Source organism: Winogradskyella poriferorum (assembly GCF_050618035.1).
Lineage (GTDB): Bacteria > Bacteroidota > Bacteroidia > Flavobacteriales > Flavobacteriaceae > Winogradskyella > Winogradskyella poriferorum_A.
The window spans coordinates 914,390-932,184 of the sequence record NZ_JBODPY010000001.1 but is presented as its reverse complement, the minus strand read 5'-3'; the positions used below and the strand labels follow the sequence as shown (position 1 = coordinate 932,184).

Annotated in this window: 17 protein-coding genes; 12 read left to right on the top strand and 5 right to left on the bottom strand. The window is 34.4% G+C overall.

What is annotated here, in order from left to right; genetic code table 11:
• Positions 1 to 51 precede the first annotated feature (51 nt).
• The 9 genes from ACRHOC_RS04160 to ACRHOC_RS04120 are packed head-to-tail and all read left to right on the top strand — an operon-like array spanning position 52 to position 7,151.
• Positions 52 to 1,836, top strand: coding sequence for a tetratricopeptide repeat protein (locus tag ACRHOC_RS04160; RefSeq protein ID WP_431157291.1), 1,785 nt, complete (start codon positions 52 to 54; stop codon positions 1,834 to 1,836).
• A 41-nt stretch (positions 1,837 to 1,877) separates the two neighbouring features.
• A complete protein-coding gene (locus tag ACRHOC_RS04155) occupies positions 1,878 to 2,201 on the top strand; it encodes a DUF4286 family protein (RefSeq protein WP_431157290.1) in 324 nt (107 codons plus the stop codon).
• A gap of 10 nt (positions 2,202 to 2,211) precedes the next feature.
• Entirely contained in the window at positions 2,212 to 2,997 is a 786-nt protein-coding gene (gene rsmA / locus ACRHOC_RS04150; RefSeq protein WP_431157289.1) for a 16S rRNA (adenine(1518)-N(6)/adenine(1519)-N(6))-dimethyltransferase RsmA, read from the top strand.
• 48 nt (positions 2,998 to 3,045) lie between these two features.
• Positions 3,046 to 4,416: a magnesium transporter gene (gene mgtE, locus ACRHOC_RS04145; RefSeq protein ID WP_431157288.1), complete on the top strand. Its 1,371-nt coding sequence runs from the start codon at positions 3,046 to 3,048 to the stop codon at positions 4,414 to 4,416.
• A 26-nt stretch (positions 4,417 to 4,442) separates the two neighbouring features.
• A complete protein-coding gene (locus tag ACRHOC_RS04140; protein ID WP_431157287.1) occupies positions 4,443 to 4,808 on the top strand; it encodes a cupin domain-containing protein in 366 nt (121 codons plus the stop codon).
• Entirely contained in the window at positions 4,805 to 5,740 is a 936-nt protein-coding gene (locus tag ACRHOC_RS04135) for a 2-hydroxyacid dehydrogenase (RefSeq protein WP_431157286.1), read from the top strand. The genes ACRHOC_RS04140 and ACRHOC_RS04135 overlap by 4 nt, the downstream gene beginning before the upstream one ends.
• Positions 5,741 to 5,767: 27 nt before the next feature.
• Positions 5,768 to 6,226: a DUF1801 domain-containing protein gene (locus ACRHOC_RS04130; RefSeq protein WP_431157285.1), complete on the top strand. Its 459-nt coding sequence runs from the start codon at positions 5,768 to 5,770 to the stop codon at positions 6,224 to 6,226.
• Between the two features lies 1 nt (position 6,227).
• The gene (locus ACRHOC_RS04125; RefSeq protein ID WP_431157284.1) at positions 6,228 to 6,614 is read left to right on the top strand and encodes a VOC family protein; all 387 of its coding nucleotides are present in this window, start codon (positions 6,228 to 6,230) and stop codon (positions 6,612 to 6,614) included.
• A 57-nt stretch (positions 6,615 to 6,671) separates the two neighbouring features.
• Positions 6,672 to 7,151: a YtxH domain-containing protein gene (locus ACRHOC_RS04120; protein ID WP_431157283.1), complete on the top strand. Its 480-nt coding sequence runs from the start codon at positions 6,672 to 6,674 to the stop codon at positions 7,149 to 7,151.
• A 34-nt stretch (positions 7,152 to 7,185) separates the two neighbouring features.
• On the opposite strand, the gene ACRHOC_RS04115 is transcribed toward ACRHOC_RS04120, so the two are convergent.
• The 4 genes from ACRHOC_RS04115 to ACRHOC_RS04100 form a co-directional block, all read right to left on the bottom strand.
• A complete protein-coding gene (locus tag ACRHOC_RS04115) occupies positions 7,186 to 8,196 on the bottom strand; it encodes a carboxypeptidase-like regulatory domain-containing protein (protein ID WP_431157282.1) in 1,011 nt (336 codons plus the stop codon).
• The gene (locus ACRHOC_RS04110) at positions 8,186 to 9,997 is read right to left on the bottom strand and encodes a GNAT family N-acyltransferase (protein WP_431157451.1); all 1,812 of its coding nucleotides are present in this window, start codon (positions 9,995 to 9,997) and stop codon (positions 8,186 to 8,188) included. Before ACRHOC_RS04110 ends, ACRHOC_RS04115 begins: the two co-directional genes overlap by 11 nt.
• A 108-nt stretch (positions 9,998 to 10,105) precedes the next feature.
• Positions 10,106 to 11,356, bottom strand: coding sequence for an aspartate kinase (locus ACRHOC_RS04105; protein ID WP_431157281.1), 1,251 nt, complete (start codon positions 11,354 to 11,356; stop codon positions 10,106 to 10,108).
• Positions 11,356 to 11,832, bottom strand: coding sequence for a GNAT family N-acetyltransferase (locus ACRHOC_RS04100; protein ID WP_431157280.1), 477 nt, complete (start codon positions 11,830 to 11,832; stop codon positions 11,356 to 11,358). Before ACRHOC_RS04100 ends, ACRHOC_RS04105 begins: the two co-directional genes overlap by 1 nt.
• Before the next feature lie 122 nt (positions 11,833 to 11,954).
• Between ACRHOC_RS04100 and fbp the strand changes: the two genes are divergently transcribed.
• Positions 11,955 to 12,959, top strand: coding sequence for a class 1 fructose-bisphosphatase (gene fbp / locus ACRHOC_RS04095; protein WP_431157279.1), 1,005 nt, complete (start codon positions 11,955 to 11,957; stop codon positions 12,957 to 12,959).
• A 43-nt stretch (positions 12,960 to 13,002) separates the two neighbouring features.
• Here fbp and ACRHOC_RS04090 read toward each other — a convergent pair whose 3' ends face one another.
• A complete protein-coding gene (locus tag ACRHOC_RS04090; protein WP_431157277.1) occupies positions 13,003 to 13,434 on the bottom strand; it encodes a TerB family tellurite resistance protein in 432 nt (143 codons plus the stop codon).
• Positions 13,435 to 13,593: 159 nt separating this feature from the next.
• Here ACRHOC_RS04090 and mfd point away from each other — a divergent pair, with 159 nt between their 5' ends.
• Complete coding sequence (gene mfd, locus ACRHOC_RS04085) at positions 13,594 to 16,908, top strand: transcription-repair coupling factor (RefSeq protein WP_431157450.1); 3,315 nt, start codon at positions 13,594 to 13,596, stop codon at positions 16,906 to 16,908.
• Positions 16,901 to 17,770: a DMT family transporter gene (locus ACRHOC_RS04080; protein WP_431157276.1), complete on the top strand. Its 870-nt coding sequence runs from the start codon at positions 16,901 to 16,903 to the stop codon at positions 17,768 to 17,770. Before mfd ends, ACRHOC_RS04080 begins: the two co-directional genes overlap by 8 nt.
• The last annotated feature ends 25 nt before the right edge of the window (positions 17,771 to 17,795 follow it).

Here is a 17,795-nt window from a genome sequence, read left to right as displayed (position 1 = left end):
ACATTTACAATATGTGCTTTGCCCATTTGTTATATTTACAAAAACCCTGCAATGAAAAAATCACTTTTTATAATTATTACTCTGCTCGTTATGCAATTTGGCTATGGCCAAAACAACGAGATACTTGCAGATAGTTATTATAAAAAAGGAGAATTTAAAAAAGCACTCATCATTTATCAGAACCTTCTCAAGGAAAAACCATACAGTTATAATTTTTTATTCAAACTTGTTGAAACACATCAACAACTCGAAGAATTTCAAAATGCTCAAGATATCCTGGTTCAACGTTTGGCAAAAAGGAGAAACCCAACTCTCATTGTAGAATTAGGATACAATTATCAGCTTCAGGATAGCCTTAGTAAAGCCCAAACTTTATATGAAGAGGCCATATCATTTATTGATGAAAAACCGAATTATATCTATAGCGTTGCACGCAAATTTGAGGACCATTCTCTGCTTGATGAAGCGATTAGAATCTATGATAAGGGTAAGGTTTTAACACCAGACAAAAATTACAGTATTCAGCTCGCAAGAATCTATGGCGACCAAGGGAATGTCGAAAAGATGTTTGAAAATTATATAGAATACATCGAGTATAAACCAAATTACCTCAACAACATTAAACGCGCCATAAGCGAATTCATTTCTGAGAATAATGAAAATGAAAATAACATCTTTCTTAGACGTCAACTCCTCAAAAAAATACAGCAGAATCCTAATCCGTATTGGTATGAAATGCTGAGTTGGTTGTACGTTCAGGAAAAAGCTTATTCAAAATCATTTACACAAGAGAAAGCACTTTACAAACGAAATCCTATTAGTCTAGATCGAATTATAGAGTTGGCTATTACTGCATTAGATGATAATGATGAGGATACCGCCAAGAACATCTTTAATTACATATTAAAAACAACTCAAGATACAAGTACTGCCTTAACTGCACATCAATATATCCTCGAGATCGATTCAAATAATGGAGATGAAAAATTACTAAACCAAATTGAAGCACGCTATAAGACTCTCTTTAAAGAATATGGCCTTTCAGACAATACACTATCCCTACAGCTATCTTTTGGTGAATTTTTAGCCTTTACCAAAAAGAACACAGAGGAAGCCACAAGTTTTCTTAGGGAAAGCATGAAATTAAACATTAGCGAATTTCAACAAGCAACCGTAAAATTATTACTGGCCGATATACTCGTTTTGCAAGAACGATTTAATGAAGCCCTAATTTTCTACTCACAAATTCAGGCCAATTTAAAGAATAGCACAATTTCTCAAGAGGCTAGGTTTAAGGTTGCTAAAACCAGCTATTACAAAGGTGACTTTGATTGGGCAGAATCACAACTAAAGATATTAAAGTCTTCAACCTCTCAGCTTATTGCTAACGACGCCCTAGATTTAAAACTTCTTATTTCTGATAATAAATATGAAGACAGTACACGAACAGCATTAAAATTATATGCTAAAGCCGATCTTTATGATTTTCAGAATAAAACAGATAAGGCCATTTCTGTCTTAGATATAATTTTAGGAGAACATAAAGGTGAAAGTATAATTGATCAAGCCTTATTTAAGCAAGCGAAATTATATGAAGCTAAAAAGCAATATGATAAAGCTGAGGCTAATTATTTACTTATTATTAAAGACTACAGAGAAGATATTCTAATGGATGATGCGCTGTATCATTTAGCCGAACTCTACAATATCTATTTGGCAAGACCAGAAGAAGCCAAAGCCAATTACGAACGCATAATTTTTGAACACGAGGACAGTATATATTTTATCGAAGCTCGAAAGAAATTTAGAATGTTGCGAGGTGACCCAATTAATTAGGCGGTTATCATTAATTTTACCAAAATTATATTTCTAGTAAAATGATCATTTACAACGTAACTGTAAATATTGATGACTCTGCACATGACGAATGGCTAACGTGGATTAAAGACCATATCCCTCAAGTCTTGGCAACGGGTAAGTTTATTGAGGCAAAATTAACCAAGGTCCTAGTTAAAGAAGAAATGGGAGGTCAAACCTACTCTATACAATATAGAGCGCATAATAAAGAGGCTTTAGCTAAGTACTACAAAGAAGATGCAGAACGATTAAGACAGGATGGTTTAAAACGTTTTGCAGATAAAATGTTGGCATTTAGAACAGAATTGGAAATTGTAGACGAATACACTGTTAACTTTAACTAATAAATTATAAGTGGCCAATAATCAACATGTAAGAGCTAAAAAACACTTAGGTCAACATTTTCTGAAAGATGAAAATATTGCCAAGAAAATTGCCGATACGCTTAGCCTTAGTTCTTATGAGGATGTCTTAGAAATTGGTCCAGGAATGGGTGTGCTTACCAAATATTTGTTAGAGAAGAATATCACAACCCATGTCATTGAGATTGATACCGAATCGGTGAGTTATCTAGAAGAAAACTACCCAAAGCTCGCTGACAGAATTTATGAGCAAGATTTTTTAAAATATGACTTATCTCAAATTTTTCAGGATAAAAATTTCGCCATCATTGGTAATTTCCCATATAATATCTCGTCTCAGATAATATTCAAGACTATAGAAATGCGCCACCAAATTCCTGAGTTTTCAGGCATGTTTCAAAAGGAGGTAGCGAAGCGAATTTGTGCAAAAGAAGGATCTAAGATTTATGGTATTCTTTCTGTACTTACTCAAGCTTTCTATGACGCAGAATATTTATTCACAGTCCCACCAACAGTATTTAATCCACCTCCGAAAGTGGATTCTGGTGTACTTCTCTTAAAACGTAAAGAAAGCTACCAACTTCCATGCGATGAAAAACTATTTTTTAAAATAGTGAAGACTGGTTTTCAACAGCGTCGTAAAACACTTCGAAATAGTTTAAAAACTTTCAATCTTTCAGATAATTTAAAAGCAAATGCTATCTTTGGGCAGCGTCCAGAGCAATTAAGCGTATCAGAATTTATCAAACTGACGACCTTAATTCAAAATGACCATTAGTATATAATATTCGGACTTTTAGTTTTAGAATAAATACGTTTGCTTTAGGTGGAAGAAATCCAAGATAACATACAATTTCAGTTAACTGATGAGCTTATTGAGCAAGTAGAAGTCCTTGTTGAAAATCAAGACGATAAGGAACTTAAAAATTTACTCAACGAGTTTCATTATGCAGATATTGCTGAGATTTTGGACGAATTAGATCTCGATGATGCCATCTATCTCATTAAGCTTCTTGATTCTGAAACCACATCAGACATCCTTACTGAATTAGATGAAGATACAAGGGAAAAGATTCTTAAAAATCTTTCTGCCAAAGAAATTGCAGAAGAAGTTGAAGAATTAGATACTGATGATGCTGCAGATATTATTGCAGAGCTTCCCGAAGAACGCCAAGCTGAAGTTATTTCTAATATTGAAGATGAAGAGCATAGAGAAGAAATTACTGAGCTCCTAACTTATGATGAAAATACGGCTGGTAGTTTAATGGCTAAGGAACTTGTTAAGGTCTATGAAACATGGACCGTTGCTGGTTGTTTAAGGCGAATTAGAGGTCAAGCTAAGGAAGTAACAAGAGTACACTCCATTTATGTTGTTGATAAGCAAGAGAAGCTTATTGGACGATTGTCATTAAAAGATCTTATCGTAGCTAAAAGTGAGCAAAAAATTGCTGATATCGCTAAAGAAAATGTTGACTTTGTGAATGTAGCGGAGGATGTGGAAGATGTTGCTAAGGTCATGGCTAAATACGATTTGGAGGCTATTCCTGTCGTTGATGATTCGCAAACACTTCTTGGTCGCATTACGATTGATGATATTGTAGATGTCTTAAAGGAAGAAGCAGATAAAGATTATCAGTTAGCAGCAGGTATTACACAAGACGTTGACTCAGACGATAGTATTCTAGAATTAACCCGTGCACGTTTGCCTTGGTTATTTTTAGGACTGCTTGGAGGTGTAGGCGCCTTTATAATAATGGAAGGGTTTCAAGAAGCATTTAATCAATATGCAGTGTTGTTTTTCTTTACACCATTAATTGCGGCGATGGCTGGTAATGTTGGTGTACAATCTAGTGCGATAATTGTACAAGGTTTGGCAAATGACGATGTAAAAGGAAGTATTAATAGTAGGCTACTTAAAGAAATGCTTCTTGCCGCCTTAAATGGTGTCATTTTAGCTATTTTCTTATTTCTATTCGTTTGGGCATACACAAGCGATGTCAACAAAGCTGTGGCAATTTCTGTTTCACTTGTCGCCGTAATTATCATTGCTGGACTCATCGGTACATTCGTCCCACTATTTTTAGATAAACGAGGTATAGATCCTGCGATTGCTACAGGTCCATTTATTACTACAAGTAACGATATACTTGGAATTTTACTTTATTTCTGGATAGCCAAATTAATCCTTGGAATCTAATCCTTAGGTCTTCGTATCTTTGAGGTATGAAACCAATAAACATTCAAGAAAAGTTCACCAAATTTTCTAAAAACTGGCATCCGCATCAGGTTGCCACTGTAGATGATATGCAAGTCATATTAGCCAAACTAAAAGGTGAATTTGTATGGCATAGCCATGACGAGGAGGACGAGCTCTTTCAAGTCATTAAAGGCACATTGCATATGCAGTTTAGAGATAGAACAGAAATTGTGAACGCTGGTGAATTTATTGTCGTCCCAAAAGGCGTTGAACACAATCCATGTACCTTAAACGATGAAGAAGTCCATGTGCTTTTATTTGAAAAACTAAACACCGCGCATACCGGAAACGTACAACACGAGCGTACACAAACAGAATATCCTAAAATTTGAAAATTCTCCATTTAGATACCAACCATTCATTACTCATAAATCAGCTCCATGAATTGGGTTTTGAAAATCATGAAGATTACACTTCATCAAAGGAAGAAATTGAAGCTAAAATAAGCTCCTATGACGGTATTATCATAAGAAGCCGTTTTAAAATTGACAAAACCTTTTTAGATAATGCCATAAATCTAAAATTCATTGGTCGTGTCGGTGCTGGGCTCGAAAATATCGATTGTGACTATGCTCAAGAAAAAGGTGTCTACTTAATCTCAGCACCAGAAGGCAACCGCAATGCTGTCGGCGAGCATGCCCTTGGAATGATTCTCTCCCTATTTAACAAACTAAACAAAGCCAATAGCGAAGTGGCTCAAGGGAAATGGTTGCGAGAAGAAAATCGTGGATTAGAGCTAGATGGTAAAACTGTTGGGCTTATTGGTTATGGTAACATGGGAAAAGCCTTCGCTAAAAAACTTCAAGGATTTGATGTTGACGTCATTTGCTACGACATTAAAGCAAATGTTGGTGACAAAAACTGTACTCAAGTTTCGCTAGAAGAACTTCAAGAAAAAACAAATGTATTAAGTTTACATACACCTCAGACACCCTTAACCGTAAATATGATAAATAGTGCTTTTTTAAATTCGTTTAAAAAACCTATTTGGCTAATAAATACGGCAAGAGGTAAAAGTGTGGTTACCGAAGATTTGGCAGAAGCTCTAAAATCTGGAAAAGTTTTGGGTGCTGGCTTGGATGTATTAGAATACGAAAAGTCTTCGTTTGAAAACTTATTTTCAGGAGATCTTCCAATAGCATTTCAATTTTTAATTGATGCTGAAAATGTCTTACTCACACCTCATGTAGCAGGATGGACGGTGGAGAGTAAGGTCAAATTGGCACAAACCATTGTAGATAAAATCAAAGCTAAATTTTGCTAACTTAGAGGTTACTAAATTAATCTCACTATGCAATATAATGCAGACTCTCCTGAGGACTATATCTCTCAAGTCCCAGAAGAACGACAACTCGCGCTTAAAAAATTACGCCAAGTCATTAATGATAACCTCCCAAAAGGATTTGAGGAAGGCATACAATACAAAATGATTGGTTATTATGTTCCTCATTCGGTATATCCAGATGGCTATCATTGTGATCCTAAAACACCATTACCATTTATGAGTTTTGCTTCGCAAAAAAATTCTGTTAACTTATATCATAGTGGCATTTATGCAAAGAAAGAACTGCATGATTGGTTTGTAAACGAATATCCGAAACACAGCACTAGAAAATTAGATATGGGCAAAAGCTGTATTCGTTTTAAAAAAGTTGAGGACATCCCTTATGAATTGATAGGTGAACTCACACGCAAAATGACTTGTGAAGAATGGATAGATATTTATGAATCTGCAATAAAAAAGAAATAATATGGAAAAACGTGTAACAGGTATTGGTGGGCTCTTTTTTAAAACCAATGATCCTGAGGCCTCAAAAGAATGGTACAAAAAACACTTAGGGCTAAACACTGACCAATATGGCTGTACTTTCTGGTGGAAAGATAAAGAGGGCAATGATTGTTCGACACAGTGGAGTCCTTTTAAAGCAGAAACGAGCTATTTTGATCCTTCAAAAAAAGACTTTATGTTTAATTATAGAGTTCATGATCTTGAAGCACTTTTAAAAGTATTAGAAGAGGAAGGTGTAACAATTGTGGGTGAAATGGAGACATATGATTATGGGAAGTTCGCCTGGATCCTTGATAATGACTATAATAAAATCGAACTCTGGGAACCAATTGATACTGCCTTTCAATAAAGCGGCAACTTTTTTTACTAATTTTAATTTTACTATTAACCATTAAAACAAAATAAAATGTCAGACGAGAATAAAGATTTAAAAGACGACCTAGATGATATGATAGGTGATGCAAAAGAAAGTGCTAAAAAAGCTGGAGAAAAGATCACTCAAAAAGCAAGTGAATTAGCAGATGATGCAAAAGAACTTGCAAGTGATGCAAAAGAAAAAGCTACGGAGTTTGCTGACGAGGCAAAAGAAGTATTAAGCGATGGTAAAAATATTGCTATAATTGCGCATCTTACAATCATAGGATGGGTTATCGCACTTATAATGAATAGTAATAACAAAACTGAGTTAGGATCCTTTTACATTAGACAAATGCTAGGGCTTCTTATTATTGCCTTCATTACATCATGGATCCCAATACTGAATTTCTTAATATTTATTGTCCTTTTCATCGCATGGCTAATGAGTTTGATCGGCGCCTTTGGTGGTGAAAAGAAGACTACCTTTTTACTGGGTAATCAATTTCAAGATTGGTTCAAATCACTTTAAATCATATTTAACCCAGAATTTAATTCTGGGTTTTTTATTTCTCTAATCCAAAGTCTGAAGGTAAAGTGTCACCCACTCTCTGGTCCCCAAGATAACCAGTAAGATATACACCTATAATTGGCGCATAATTACCGTAAACATCTATATAGATTTTATCAGTTTTTAATTCCATCGTGGACTGTCGAGACCTTTTATATAGAATTGAAATTTTGGACTTCAGTGTCAGCTCCTTTATACCTTTTTGTTTGCTATCTTTAACTGAAATATAATTCCACTCATTCACTTTTTTACCTTTATTATAAACTCGGTAATTCTCTGCTTTTAGATTTTGATTATAAAGGGCTCTAATAAAATGCTGAACAGAACCATTGTATACCTTTTTACGGTTACGTTGTACGCGCTTTTTCGAATCCACATTTAGATCTTTGTAAAAGGAGGTCCCTAAATATTTTACTGCATTAATAAGAAAGCGTTGTTCTTCAAAATCTATGGTGTTATAGTTTGCTTCAAAGTCAATAATATCAAAATCTATTTCATATTGAAGGAGTCTGTTCTTTACAACTACAGGTACTGGAGAACTAGCATATAACGTTTTATTATCACTATCGTAATAAAGCACTAAGTCCTCTTCATTTAATATTTTGCAAGAATTCGCCACACGCGATGTGCCCAAAAATTCTTTTCTAAAAAGTTGAAGTTTTTGTGCTCTAGTTAATTCATCATCAAAATTAACATAGACTTCATCTAATGTATTGGTGGCAACAACAAGCTCAACTATCACATTACTCATAGATCTGTAATCAGTGATTAGTACCTTCTCATATCCTAAAAAAGAGATGACTAGATTAGATTGTACCGCATCATTATATTCAATAGAGAATTCTCCGTTTTCATCTGTGGTTGTCCCTATAGTTGTATGGTCAAAATAAATAGAAGCAGTTTCAACAGGTTCTCGTGTTACTTTGTCAATGACCTTACCTTTAATCGTCTGGGAGACTAGAAATAAAGGAAAAAGCACAAATAATAAGAACCATCTATTTGTCATTATTATCCATAAATTTTTGCTCCAACTCAGCCTGAAATTCCTCCATTACAGGTCTTACAGTACTTTCGGGTAAATCGGCAATTTTTATATACATAAGACCGTCCACTGCATTGTTAAATAACGGATCTACATTAAATGCCACAAGTTTGGCGTTCTGTTTAATATACTTCTTAAGAAGTACAGGTAATCTTAATGCGCCTGGCTCTACCTCATCAATAATTTTATCGAACTTATTTAAATCTGCTTCGGTCGAATCAAAAACAAAATCCTTATCCGCATCCTTAAGCTTCACTTTGAATTCTTTCTTAGGATGCACGTACTGTGCAACATAAGGATCATAGTAATGGGATTTCATAAACTCTATCATTAAGCTTTTAGAGAAATTTGAAAACTGATTACTAATACTTACACCTCCGATAAGAAATTTATGTTCAGGGTAACGCAATGTTGTGTGTACAATCCCTTTCCATAACAAAAACAAAGGCATCGGTTTTTGTTGGTATTCTTTAATGATAAACGCACGTCCCATTTCTATAGACTGGCTCATCATTTTATATAATTCTGGCTCAAACCTAAACAAGTCTTGTAGATAGAAACCATCTATACCAAAGCGCTCAAAAATCTTAGCACCTAGACCCATTCTATAGGCTCCGGCAATTATATTTTTATCATTATCCCATAAAAACATATGATGATAATAAGTATCGAAGGTATCTAAATCTATAGCCTCATTAGTTCCTTCACCAACTTCCCTAAAAGTAATTTCTCTAAGTCGTCCTATTTCTCGTAAAATATTGGGTATATCTCTGGCAGAGGCTAAATAGACCTCATAATTTTTACTTTGTAGGAGTCTACAATCTTTCTCTCTAAGATAGTTGACCTCATCTACCATAATTTTAGAGTCAATTGGCGTCACAATACTTTTAGGTGATTTTGGCACCTTGACAGTGGATTTAATATTCTCTAAAATCTTCGACTTATCTTCAAAGGTCTTTGAGAGTATATAGGTCTTACGCCTTAAAAATTCAGTAAACTCAGTTAAGCTCTGGTGCTCAGATTGATCTTTTACGGATATTGGCTTACCAACACGTACTTTAATTATTCTTCTTTTCTGAGTTAATAATTCTGATGGTAATTTGGCTGTTCTTAAAGTATCGCTAATCTTGGATAATCTATAGAACAATCTACTGTTTTTAGCATGAAAATAAATAGGAACAACTGGCACCTGTGCTTTTTGAATTAATTTCATTGCAGCTTCTTCCCAAGGCTTGTCAACAACAAGCCTTCCATCTCTATAGGTTGATACTTCACCAGCAGGAAAAACACCTAAAGGACTTCCTTCTCTTAAATGAAGAATAGCGCTTTTAAATCCTGAGACACTACTCTTAACATCTTTACGATCCTCAAAAGGATTTACTGGCATAATGTAGGGCTTTAGTGGCTCAATTCGATGTAATAGAAAATTGGCAATAATCTTAAAATCGCTACGCTGTTCTAGCATCAATTTTAAAAGTAATATGCCATCAATACCACCAAGGGGATGATTAGAAATTGTTATATAAGGCCCTTCTTTTGGTAAACGTTTTATATCCTCCTCAGGGATTTCAAATTTTATTTGAAACTCTCCTAATATGCCATCTAAAAATTCAAGATCACTAAGGTGCTTATTACGATTGTAGATTTTGTTGAGTGTAGAGATTTTAAGGACTTTCATTAAAATCCAACCGAAAAAAGTCCCCAAAATACCGTATTTGTCGGCATTGATAGCTTTCGCTACCTCTTTGGCGGTTACTAATCCCATTTCGGTTGATTTGCCCATAACAACAAATTTAATAACTAATAACTTGGTATTTAGTCTTTATTAAATAATCAAGTTAGCTTATCCTTTATTTAATTTACATACTATTCCTTATGTCGTTACTATTTGAATAGTATGTGGTGTTAATTGTTTTAATAAAACAGTTTTCCCTTTCTCTAGATTATCAATTGCCTCATCGTTATAATGTCTTATGGTATAAAGACTAACATTATCATAACTTGTTACTTTAAATTTAGCTTTTAAGTGCTGCAAGAGTTTATCAAGGTTATTATATAAATTATCTATACATACCGAAAAACTAATAGCTGAATTCTGAATAACATCAACCTTCATCTTGTAAAGGTGTAATAAATTGAAAATTTCACTAATATTTTCTTCGACTATGTATGAAAAATCCAATGATGATAATGAAATTAATGTTTGATTTTTCTTTACGATAAAACATGGTACTTCTGGTTCTATAAGCTTGCCTTTGCCAACCGTTGTACCACTATTAGACGGATTTAGAAAGGACTTTACTAATAAAGGAATTTCCTTTCTCTGTAAAGGTTGTAACGTCTTAGGATGAATTACAGAAGCACCGTAAAAAGCCAATTCTATAGCCTCACGATACGATATTTGATTAAGCAATTGGGCATTCTCAAAATATCTTGGGTCTGCATTTAAAACACCAGGTACATCTTTCCAAATAGTAACATCCTTGGCATTTAGACAATAGGCTAATATCGCAGCGGTGTAATCACTGCCTTCTCTACCTAGAGTTGTAGTGAAGTTGTTTGCGTCACTACCTAAAAAACCTTGGGTGATATTTAACCGAGTTGTATTAAAATTAGAGCTGATTAGATCTTGGGTTTGTTCCCAATCCACATTACCTCGTCTATAATAATTATCAGTTTTAATGAAGTCTCTAATATCTAGCCAGGTATTTGATATGCCTATATCATTTAAGTAATGGCTTACAATTGTTGTAGATATTAATTCTCCATACCCTATAATTTGATCGTAAACAAAATTATAATCTGGAGACTTATTGTGTTTAAAAAACAAGGAAAGTTCATCGAATAGTTTTTTGACCGCATTAAATACAACATGCTGTTCATTATTGAATAGCTCTAATAGTATTTCGTTGTGGTATTTAATAACATCATGAATAGCACTTTGTAACTCCGCTTTATTATCAAAGTAATTCTTAATAACAATCTCTAAGGCATTTGTAGTTTTTCCCATTGCAGAGATTACAACTACCAAATTATCATATCCTGTTGTTTTAAGGACATGTGCTAAATTTTTTACACCCTCTGCATCTTTTACGGAAGCGCCTCCAAATTTATATACTTGCACTAAATATTTTTTAGATAATTATCAATTGCACTTTCATCAAGCTGCACCACATCCCAGTCTCTCATCACATTAGCACCCTTACTTTCATAAAACTTTATAGCGGGTTCATTCCAATCTAACACTTCCCAACTCACACGTCTTACACCTAATTGCTTAGCATATTTTACAACCTCATTTAACAATATTGTTCCTAAACCTAACCCACGACAAGCTTCGCTTACGATTAGATCCTCAAGATGTAATACTTCACCTTTCCATGTAGAATATCTCGGATAGACGAGCGCTATGCCTTCGATTCTGTTATTTATTTCAACAACAAAACATGTAAACTTTTGAGTTTCCCCAAATCCATCAGTTTCTAAGTCCTGTAACGTTACCTCAACAGCGTGTGGTTCCTTTTCAAAAATTGCCAATTCTTTAATGAGTTCTAAAACCCTAGGCATATCTTTTTTTGTAGCTAAACGCGGTTGATTCATTGTTAATTCAAAAAGAATTCAAATATAACCCAAAGTAACTTTACATAACAATTAAAATAATTTACGAAAACGTTATAGTTATCTAAAAAATGCGATATTTGCCACAATTAATATAACGCTTCATGTCTCACGCCAATCAAACACTCGGTGAGTTTATCATCGAAAATCAAGCTTCATTTAAATACACATCAGGAGAACTTTCTCGACTAATTAACTCTATAAGACTTGCTGCCAAAGTTGTTAATCATGAGGTTAACAAAGCTGGACTAGTAGATATTATTGGTAATGCTGGTGACACTAATATTCAAGGTGAAGATCAGCAAAAGTTAGATGTATATGCCAATGAAAAATTTATTCAAACGATGACAAAACGCAACATTGTTTGTGGTATTGCGAGTGAAGAAGAAGATGATTTCATTTCAATTAACAGCCAAGATGAAAATCATCAAAACAAATATGTTGTATTAATCGATCCATTAGATGGGTCATCAAATATCGATGTTAATGTATCTGTAGGAACTATATTCTCGGTTTACAGACGTGTTACTCCAGTTGGCACACCAGTTCAGTTAGAAGATTTTTTACAAAAGGGGAGTCAACAGGTTGCAGCAGGTTATGTGATTTATGGAACCTCAACCATGCTTGTATATACTACAGGTGATGGTGTGAATGGTTTTACCCTAAATCCAGCGATTGGCTCATTTTATTTATCTCATCCTAACATGCAGTTTCCTGAAGATGGACGAATCTATTCAGTAAACGAGGGTAACTATATACACTTTCCTAGAGGAATAAAAGATTACATAAAGTACTGTCAAAAAGAAGAAGGCGATAGACCTTATACTTCACGATACATTGGTTCATTAGTTTCAGATTTTCATAGAAATATGATTAAAGGCGGGATCTACATGTATCCAAAAAGTTCGAAAAATGCGAAAGGTAAACTTAGATTATTGTATGAGTGCAATCCAATGGCCTTTTTAGCAGAACAAGCTAATGGTAAAGCAAGCGATGGGCTCAACAGAATTATGGATATTGAACCAACAGAACTGCACGAACGTGTTCCTTTTATTTGTGGCAGTAAAAACATGGTTGAAAAAGCCGAAGAATTTATGAGAAACGCATAAAAAAAGCGAGCTGTTAGCTCGCTTTTTTTTGAATCGTTAATTTCTATTGATTCATATTTTTTATTCCGTCGATAAATTCATCTAGACTATGGCCTTGAGTAACTAGCTCTAATGCCTTTTCAGTAATGTATTTAACATTAACAGCATGGAATCCAAGAGCTACACAAAACTTGCGCAATAATTTCTTTTCTTCTTCTTCTTGAATATTGTCAACAACTACCATTCTAGATAGATCATATAGACGCTCAAGTCTATGATCATAAGATACAGGTGGATTAATTGGATGCGATTCGTAATCTTTCATAATTCGTTTATAATCATGCTCGCTGATATTAAGACGATCAGCCAAACGAACTAGGAATTCTTGTTCTTCATCCGAAAAAACACCATCACTCATTGCTACTCTTACAATGGCAGCAAAATGGTCTTTATTACGTTTTCTAAATTCGTTATCGTATAAATCTGAAATTGACATAAATATTTGTTTAAAAGTCCTTGTAATCTGTGACTACAAATATAATTCTATTCCAAGGATTTATCGTTATGGTACCAATCAAAAATTTTATATTTGCATCTTCAAATTAGGAACTTGAGCAAAGCATTAATTTCCAAATCTTATGCAGAGACTTTGCAAATGCAAAATCTCCAAAATGCTATTGCCCAAAACCAAAATGGCGACACTAATCACAGCCATAATAATCTTCACCTTAAAGGTCTTGTAGGCTCTTCTTTTTCCTTCGTTTTGTCCGAGGTTTTTAAGACGTCTGATAAACCATTCCTATTAATTTTTGATGATAAAGAAGAAGCTGCCTATTACCTCAACGATTTAGAACAACTTATCAATGATAAGGACGTGCTTTTCTATCCAGGAAGTTATAGAAGGCCTTACCAAATTGAAGAAACCAATAATGCAAATGTACTTCTAAGAGCCGAGGTCCTTAATCGCATAAATTCTAGGCGAAAACCAGCTGTTATAGTCACCTATCCAGATGCCTTATTCGAAAAGGTTGTCACCAAAAAAGAACTTGAAAAAAATACTCTGAAAATTTCAGTAGGCAACGAACTCAGTATAGACTTTGTAAATGAGGTTCTATTTGAATACAACTTTAAACGTGTTGATTTTGTTACTGAGCCAGGTGAATTTTCTGTAAGAGGTGGAATTGTTGATGTCTTTTCTTTTTCACATGACGAACCCTATCGTATAGAGTTTTTCGGTGATGAAGTAGATAGCATACGAACTTTTGATGTTGAAACTCAACTTTCAACAGAGCGAATTAAAAAGGTAAGTATTATCCCAAATGTCGCTAGTAAATTCATTGAAGAAAAACGCGAGAGTTTCCTTAAATACATAGCGTCTAAAACAGTAGTTTTTTCTAAAAATAGTTCTCTTTTATTCTCCAGAATAGATGAATTCTATGCAAAGGCAGAAGAAGCGTTTAAAGCGCTTTCTACTGAGATCAAACATGCCTCTCCTTCAGAATTGTTTTGTAATTCAGAATTACTAAAAAGACAGTTTCTAGACTATACGGTCGTAGAATTTGGCAACACATCATTTTTAGGTGGAAAAACAGTTCTATTTAATACCAAACCGCAACCTGCTTTTAATAAGCAGTTCAATTTGCTGATTGCAGATTTAAATGACAATCATGAGAATGGTTATGCCAACTATATAGCTTGTGTAAGCGAGCAACAGGCAAAACGTTTTCATGATATTTTTGAAGACACTGAGGAACAAGTCAACTACAAGACTATTGTAGTATCGCTTTATCAAGGTTTTATTGATGAAGAACAAAAGGTCGCTGTCTATACAGACCATCAAATTTTTGATCGTTATCATAAATTTCACCTCAAGAATGGTTATGCAAAAAAACAAGCCATTACGTTAAAAGAACTTACCAATTTAGAAATTGGAGATTATGTGACACATATTGATCACGGCATTGGGAAGTTTGGTGGCCTTCAAAAAATAATGGTTGAAGGTAAAAAACAAGAAGCCATAAAATTAGTTTATGGAGAGCGTGATATTTTGTATTTAAGTATCCATTCTTTACACAAGATCACCAAGTTTAATGGCAAGGATGGTAAGCCGCCAAAGATTTACAAACTAGGTAGCAAAGCCTGGAAAAATCTAAAGCAAAAGACAAAGTCTAGAGTAAAAGAAATTGCCTTTAATCTTATAAAACTCTACGCAAAGCGTAAGCTGAAAAAAGGGTTTCAATATGCTCCAGATAGCTATATGCAACACGAGCTTGAAGCTTCCTTTATCTATGAAGATACACCAGACCAAATCAGCTCTACCCAAGATATTAAGAACGATATGGAAAGTGAGCGCCCAATGGATAGATTGGTGTGTGGTGATGTAGGTTTTGGCAAAACAGAGGTTGCAATTAGAGCCGCTTTTAAAGCCGTTGACAACGGCAAGCAAGTTGCGGTTTTAGTCCCTACAACAATTTTAGCCTATCAGCATTATAGGACTTTTAAAGCACGTCTTAAGGACTTTCCAGTTACCGTAGATTATGTAAATAGATTTAGAACAGCTAAGCAAAAGCGTGAAACTTTAGAAGGTTTAGAAAAAGGAAGTGTAGATATAATTATTGGCACACACCAATTGGCTAACAAATCTGTAAAATTTAAAGACTTAGGCCTACTCATTGTTGATGAGGAACAGAAGTTTGGTGTTGCGGTGAAGGAGAAGCTTAAAACCATAAAGGAAAATGTTGATGTATTGACATTAACTGCCACTCCGATACCACGAACATTACAATTTAGTTTAATGGCGGCAAGAGATTTATCGGTAATCACCACACCTCCACCAAATCGATATCCTATTGAAAGTCGTGTAATTAGGTTTCACGAAGAAACAATTCGCGATGCCGTTAGTTACGAAATACAGCGCGGTGGACAAGTCTTTTTTGTTCATAACAGAATTGAAAATATAAAGGAGGTTGCTGGCATGATTCAGAGGCTAGTTCCAGATGCAAAAATAGGAATAGGCCATGGCCAACTCGATGGTAAGAAATTGGAAGAATTAATGTTGGCTTTTATGAATGGTGATTTTGATGTATTGGTTAGTACAACCATTATAGAAAGCGGTCTAGATGTTCCTAATGCTAATACTATATTTATTAATAATGCTAATAACTTTGGTCTTAGCGATTTGCACCAAATGCGTGGACGAGTTGGTAGAAGTAATAAAAAGGCGTTTTGTTATTTCATTACACCAGAGTACTCTGCCATGACTACTGATGCCAGAAAACGTATCACTGCATTAGAGCAGTTTACAGAGTTAGGAAGCGGTTTTAATATCGCCATGAAGGACCTAGAAATCAGAGGCGCAGGAGATCTACTGGGTGGCGAACAAAGTGGATTTATAAATGATATTGGTTTTGACACGTATCAAAAAATTCTCAACGAGGCTATTGAAGAATTAAAAGAATCTGAATTTGCTGATCTGTATAAAGAGGATGGGAAACCGAAGCAATACGTAAAGGATATTACTATCGATACTGATTTTGAACTATTATTCCCGGACGATTACGTCAACAATATTACCGAACGTTTGAATTTATACACCAAACTAAATGAGATAAAAACTGAAGAAGATTTACAGAAATTTGAATCTGAAATCGTTGACAGATTTGGAGAAGTTCCAATTCAGGTTTCTGGACTCTTTGATAGCGTGAGGCTAAAATGGATAGCGGTAAAAATAGGTGTTGAAAAGCTCATAATGAAGCAAGGAAAACTCATTGGTTATTTTATTCAAGATCAACAAAGTTCGTTTTATCAAAGCGATGCTTTTACCAAAGTACTACAGTTTGTACAACGTAATACAGGTAAGTGTAAAATGAAAGAAAAGAAAACCCGAAATGGTTTAAGATTACTCCTTTCTTTTGAGAATATAACATCTGTGAAGCAAGCCCTAGAAACCTTATCAAAAATCAATGAATGAAAAAAGTCATTATAACCACCTTCTTTGGCTTACAGTTGCTACAGTATTAATAAGTACATCAGGAGCACTTGGTAAATTTATTGATATGCCGACACCAGTAGTCATATGGTGGCGTTCAGCAATTGCCGGATTATTTTTAGTGGCTTACTGCCGATTTAAAAAAGTGGACTTAAGAATTACAAGTCATAAAGACCGTTGGACTTTTTTCTTAGCTTCAATTTTTATGGGTGCGCATTGGATCACTTATTTCTATGCTTTAAAATTATCTAATGTCGCCTTAGGTATGTTGTCACTATTCACGTTTCCAGTAATAATAGCATTGTTAGAGCCCATTTTTTCTAAAACAAAGGTCGATGTAGTGCATATTCTAATGGGCGTTATTGTACTTATTGGGATTTATATTCTGGCTCCAGAATTTAATTTGAAGAGTTCAGATTTACAAGGCATTCTTTTGGGTATTCTGTCTGCAGTTTGCTATGCCATTAGAATCCTAATCCTTAAAAAGCATGCCACTAATTACAATGGGACGATGCTCATGTTTTATCAAGTTATCATATTAAGTTTTGTTTTGCTTCCAACTTTGTTCTTATTTGACGGTTCAAATATTAAAACTCAATATCCTTATGTCCTTCTATTAGCTTTAATGACAACAGCTGTTGGACATACACTATTTATTAATAGTCTTAAATATTTTAAAGCTAGTACAGCAAGTATAATTGGAAGTGCCCAACCTGTTTTTGGAATTATAATCGCTTACTTTTTCTTGAATGAAATACCAACATTACATACATTTGTTGGAGGTACACTTATTTTGGCAACGGTATTTATAGAAAGCGTAAGGTCTAAAAAAAGTAAATCATAATTTTGGCGTAATTATTGAGGCCTAA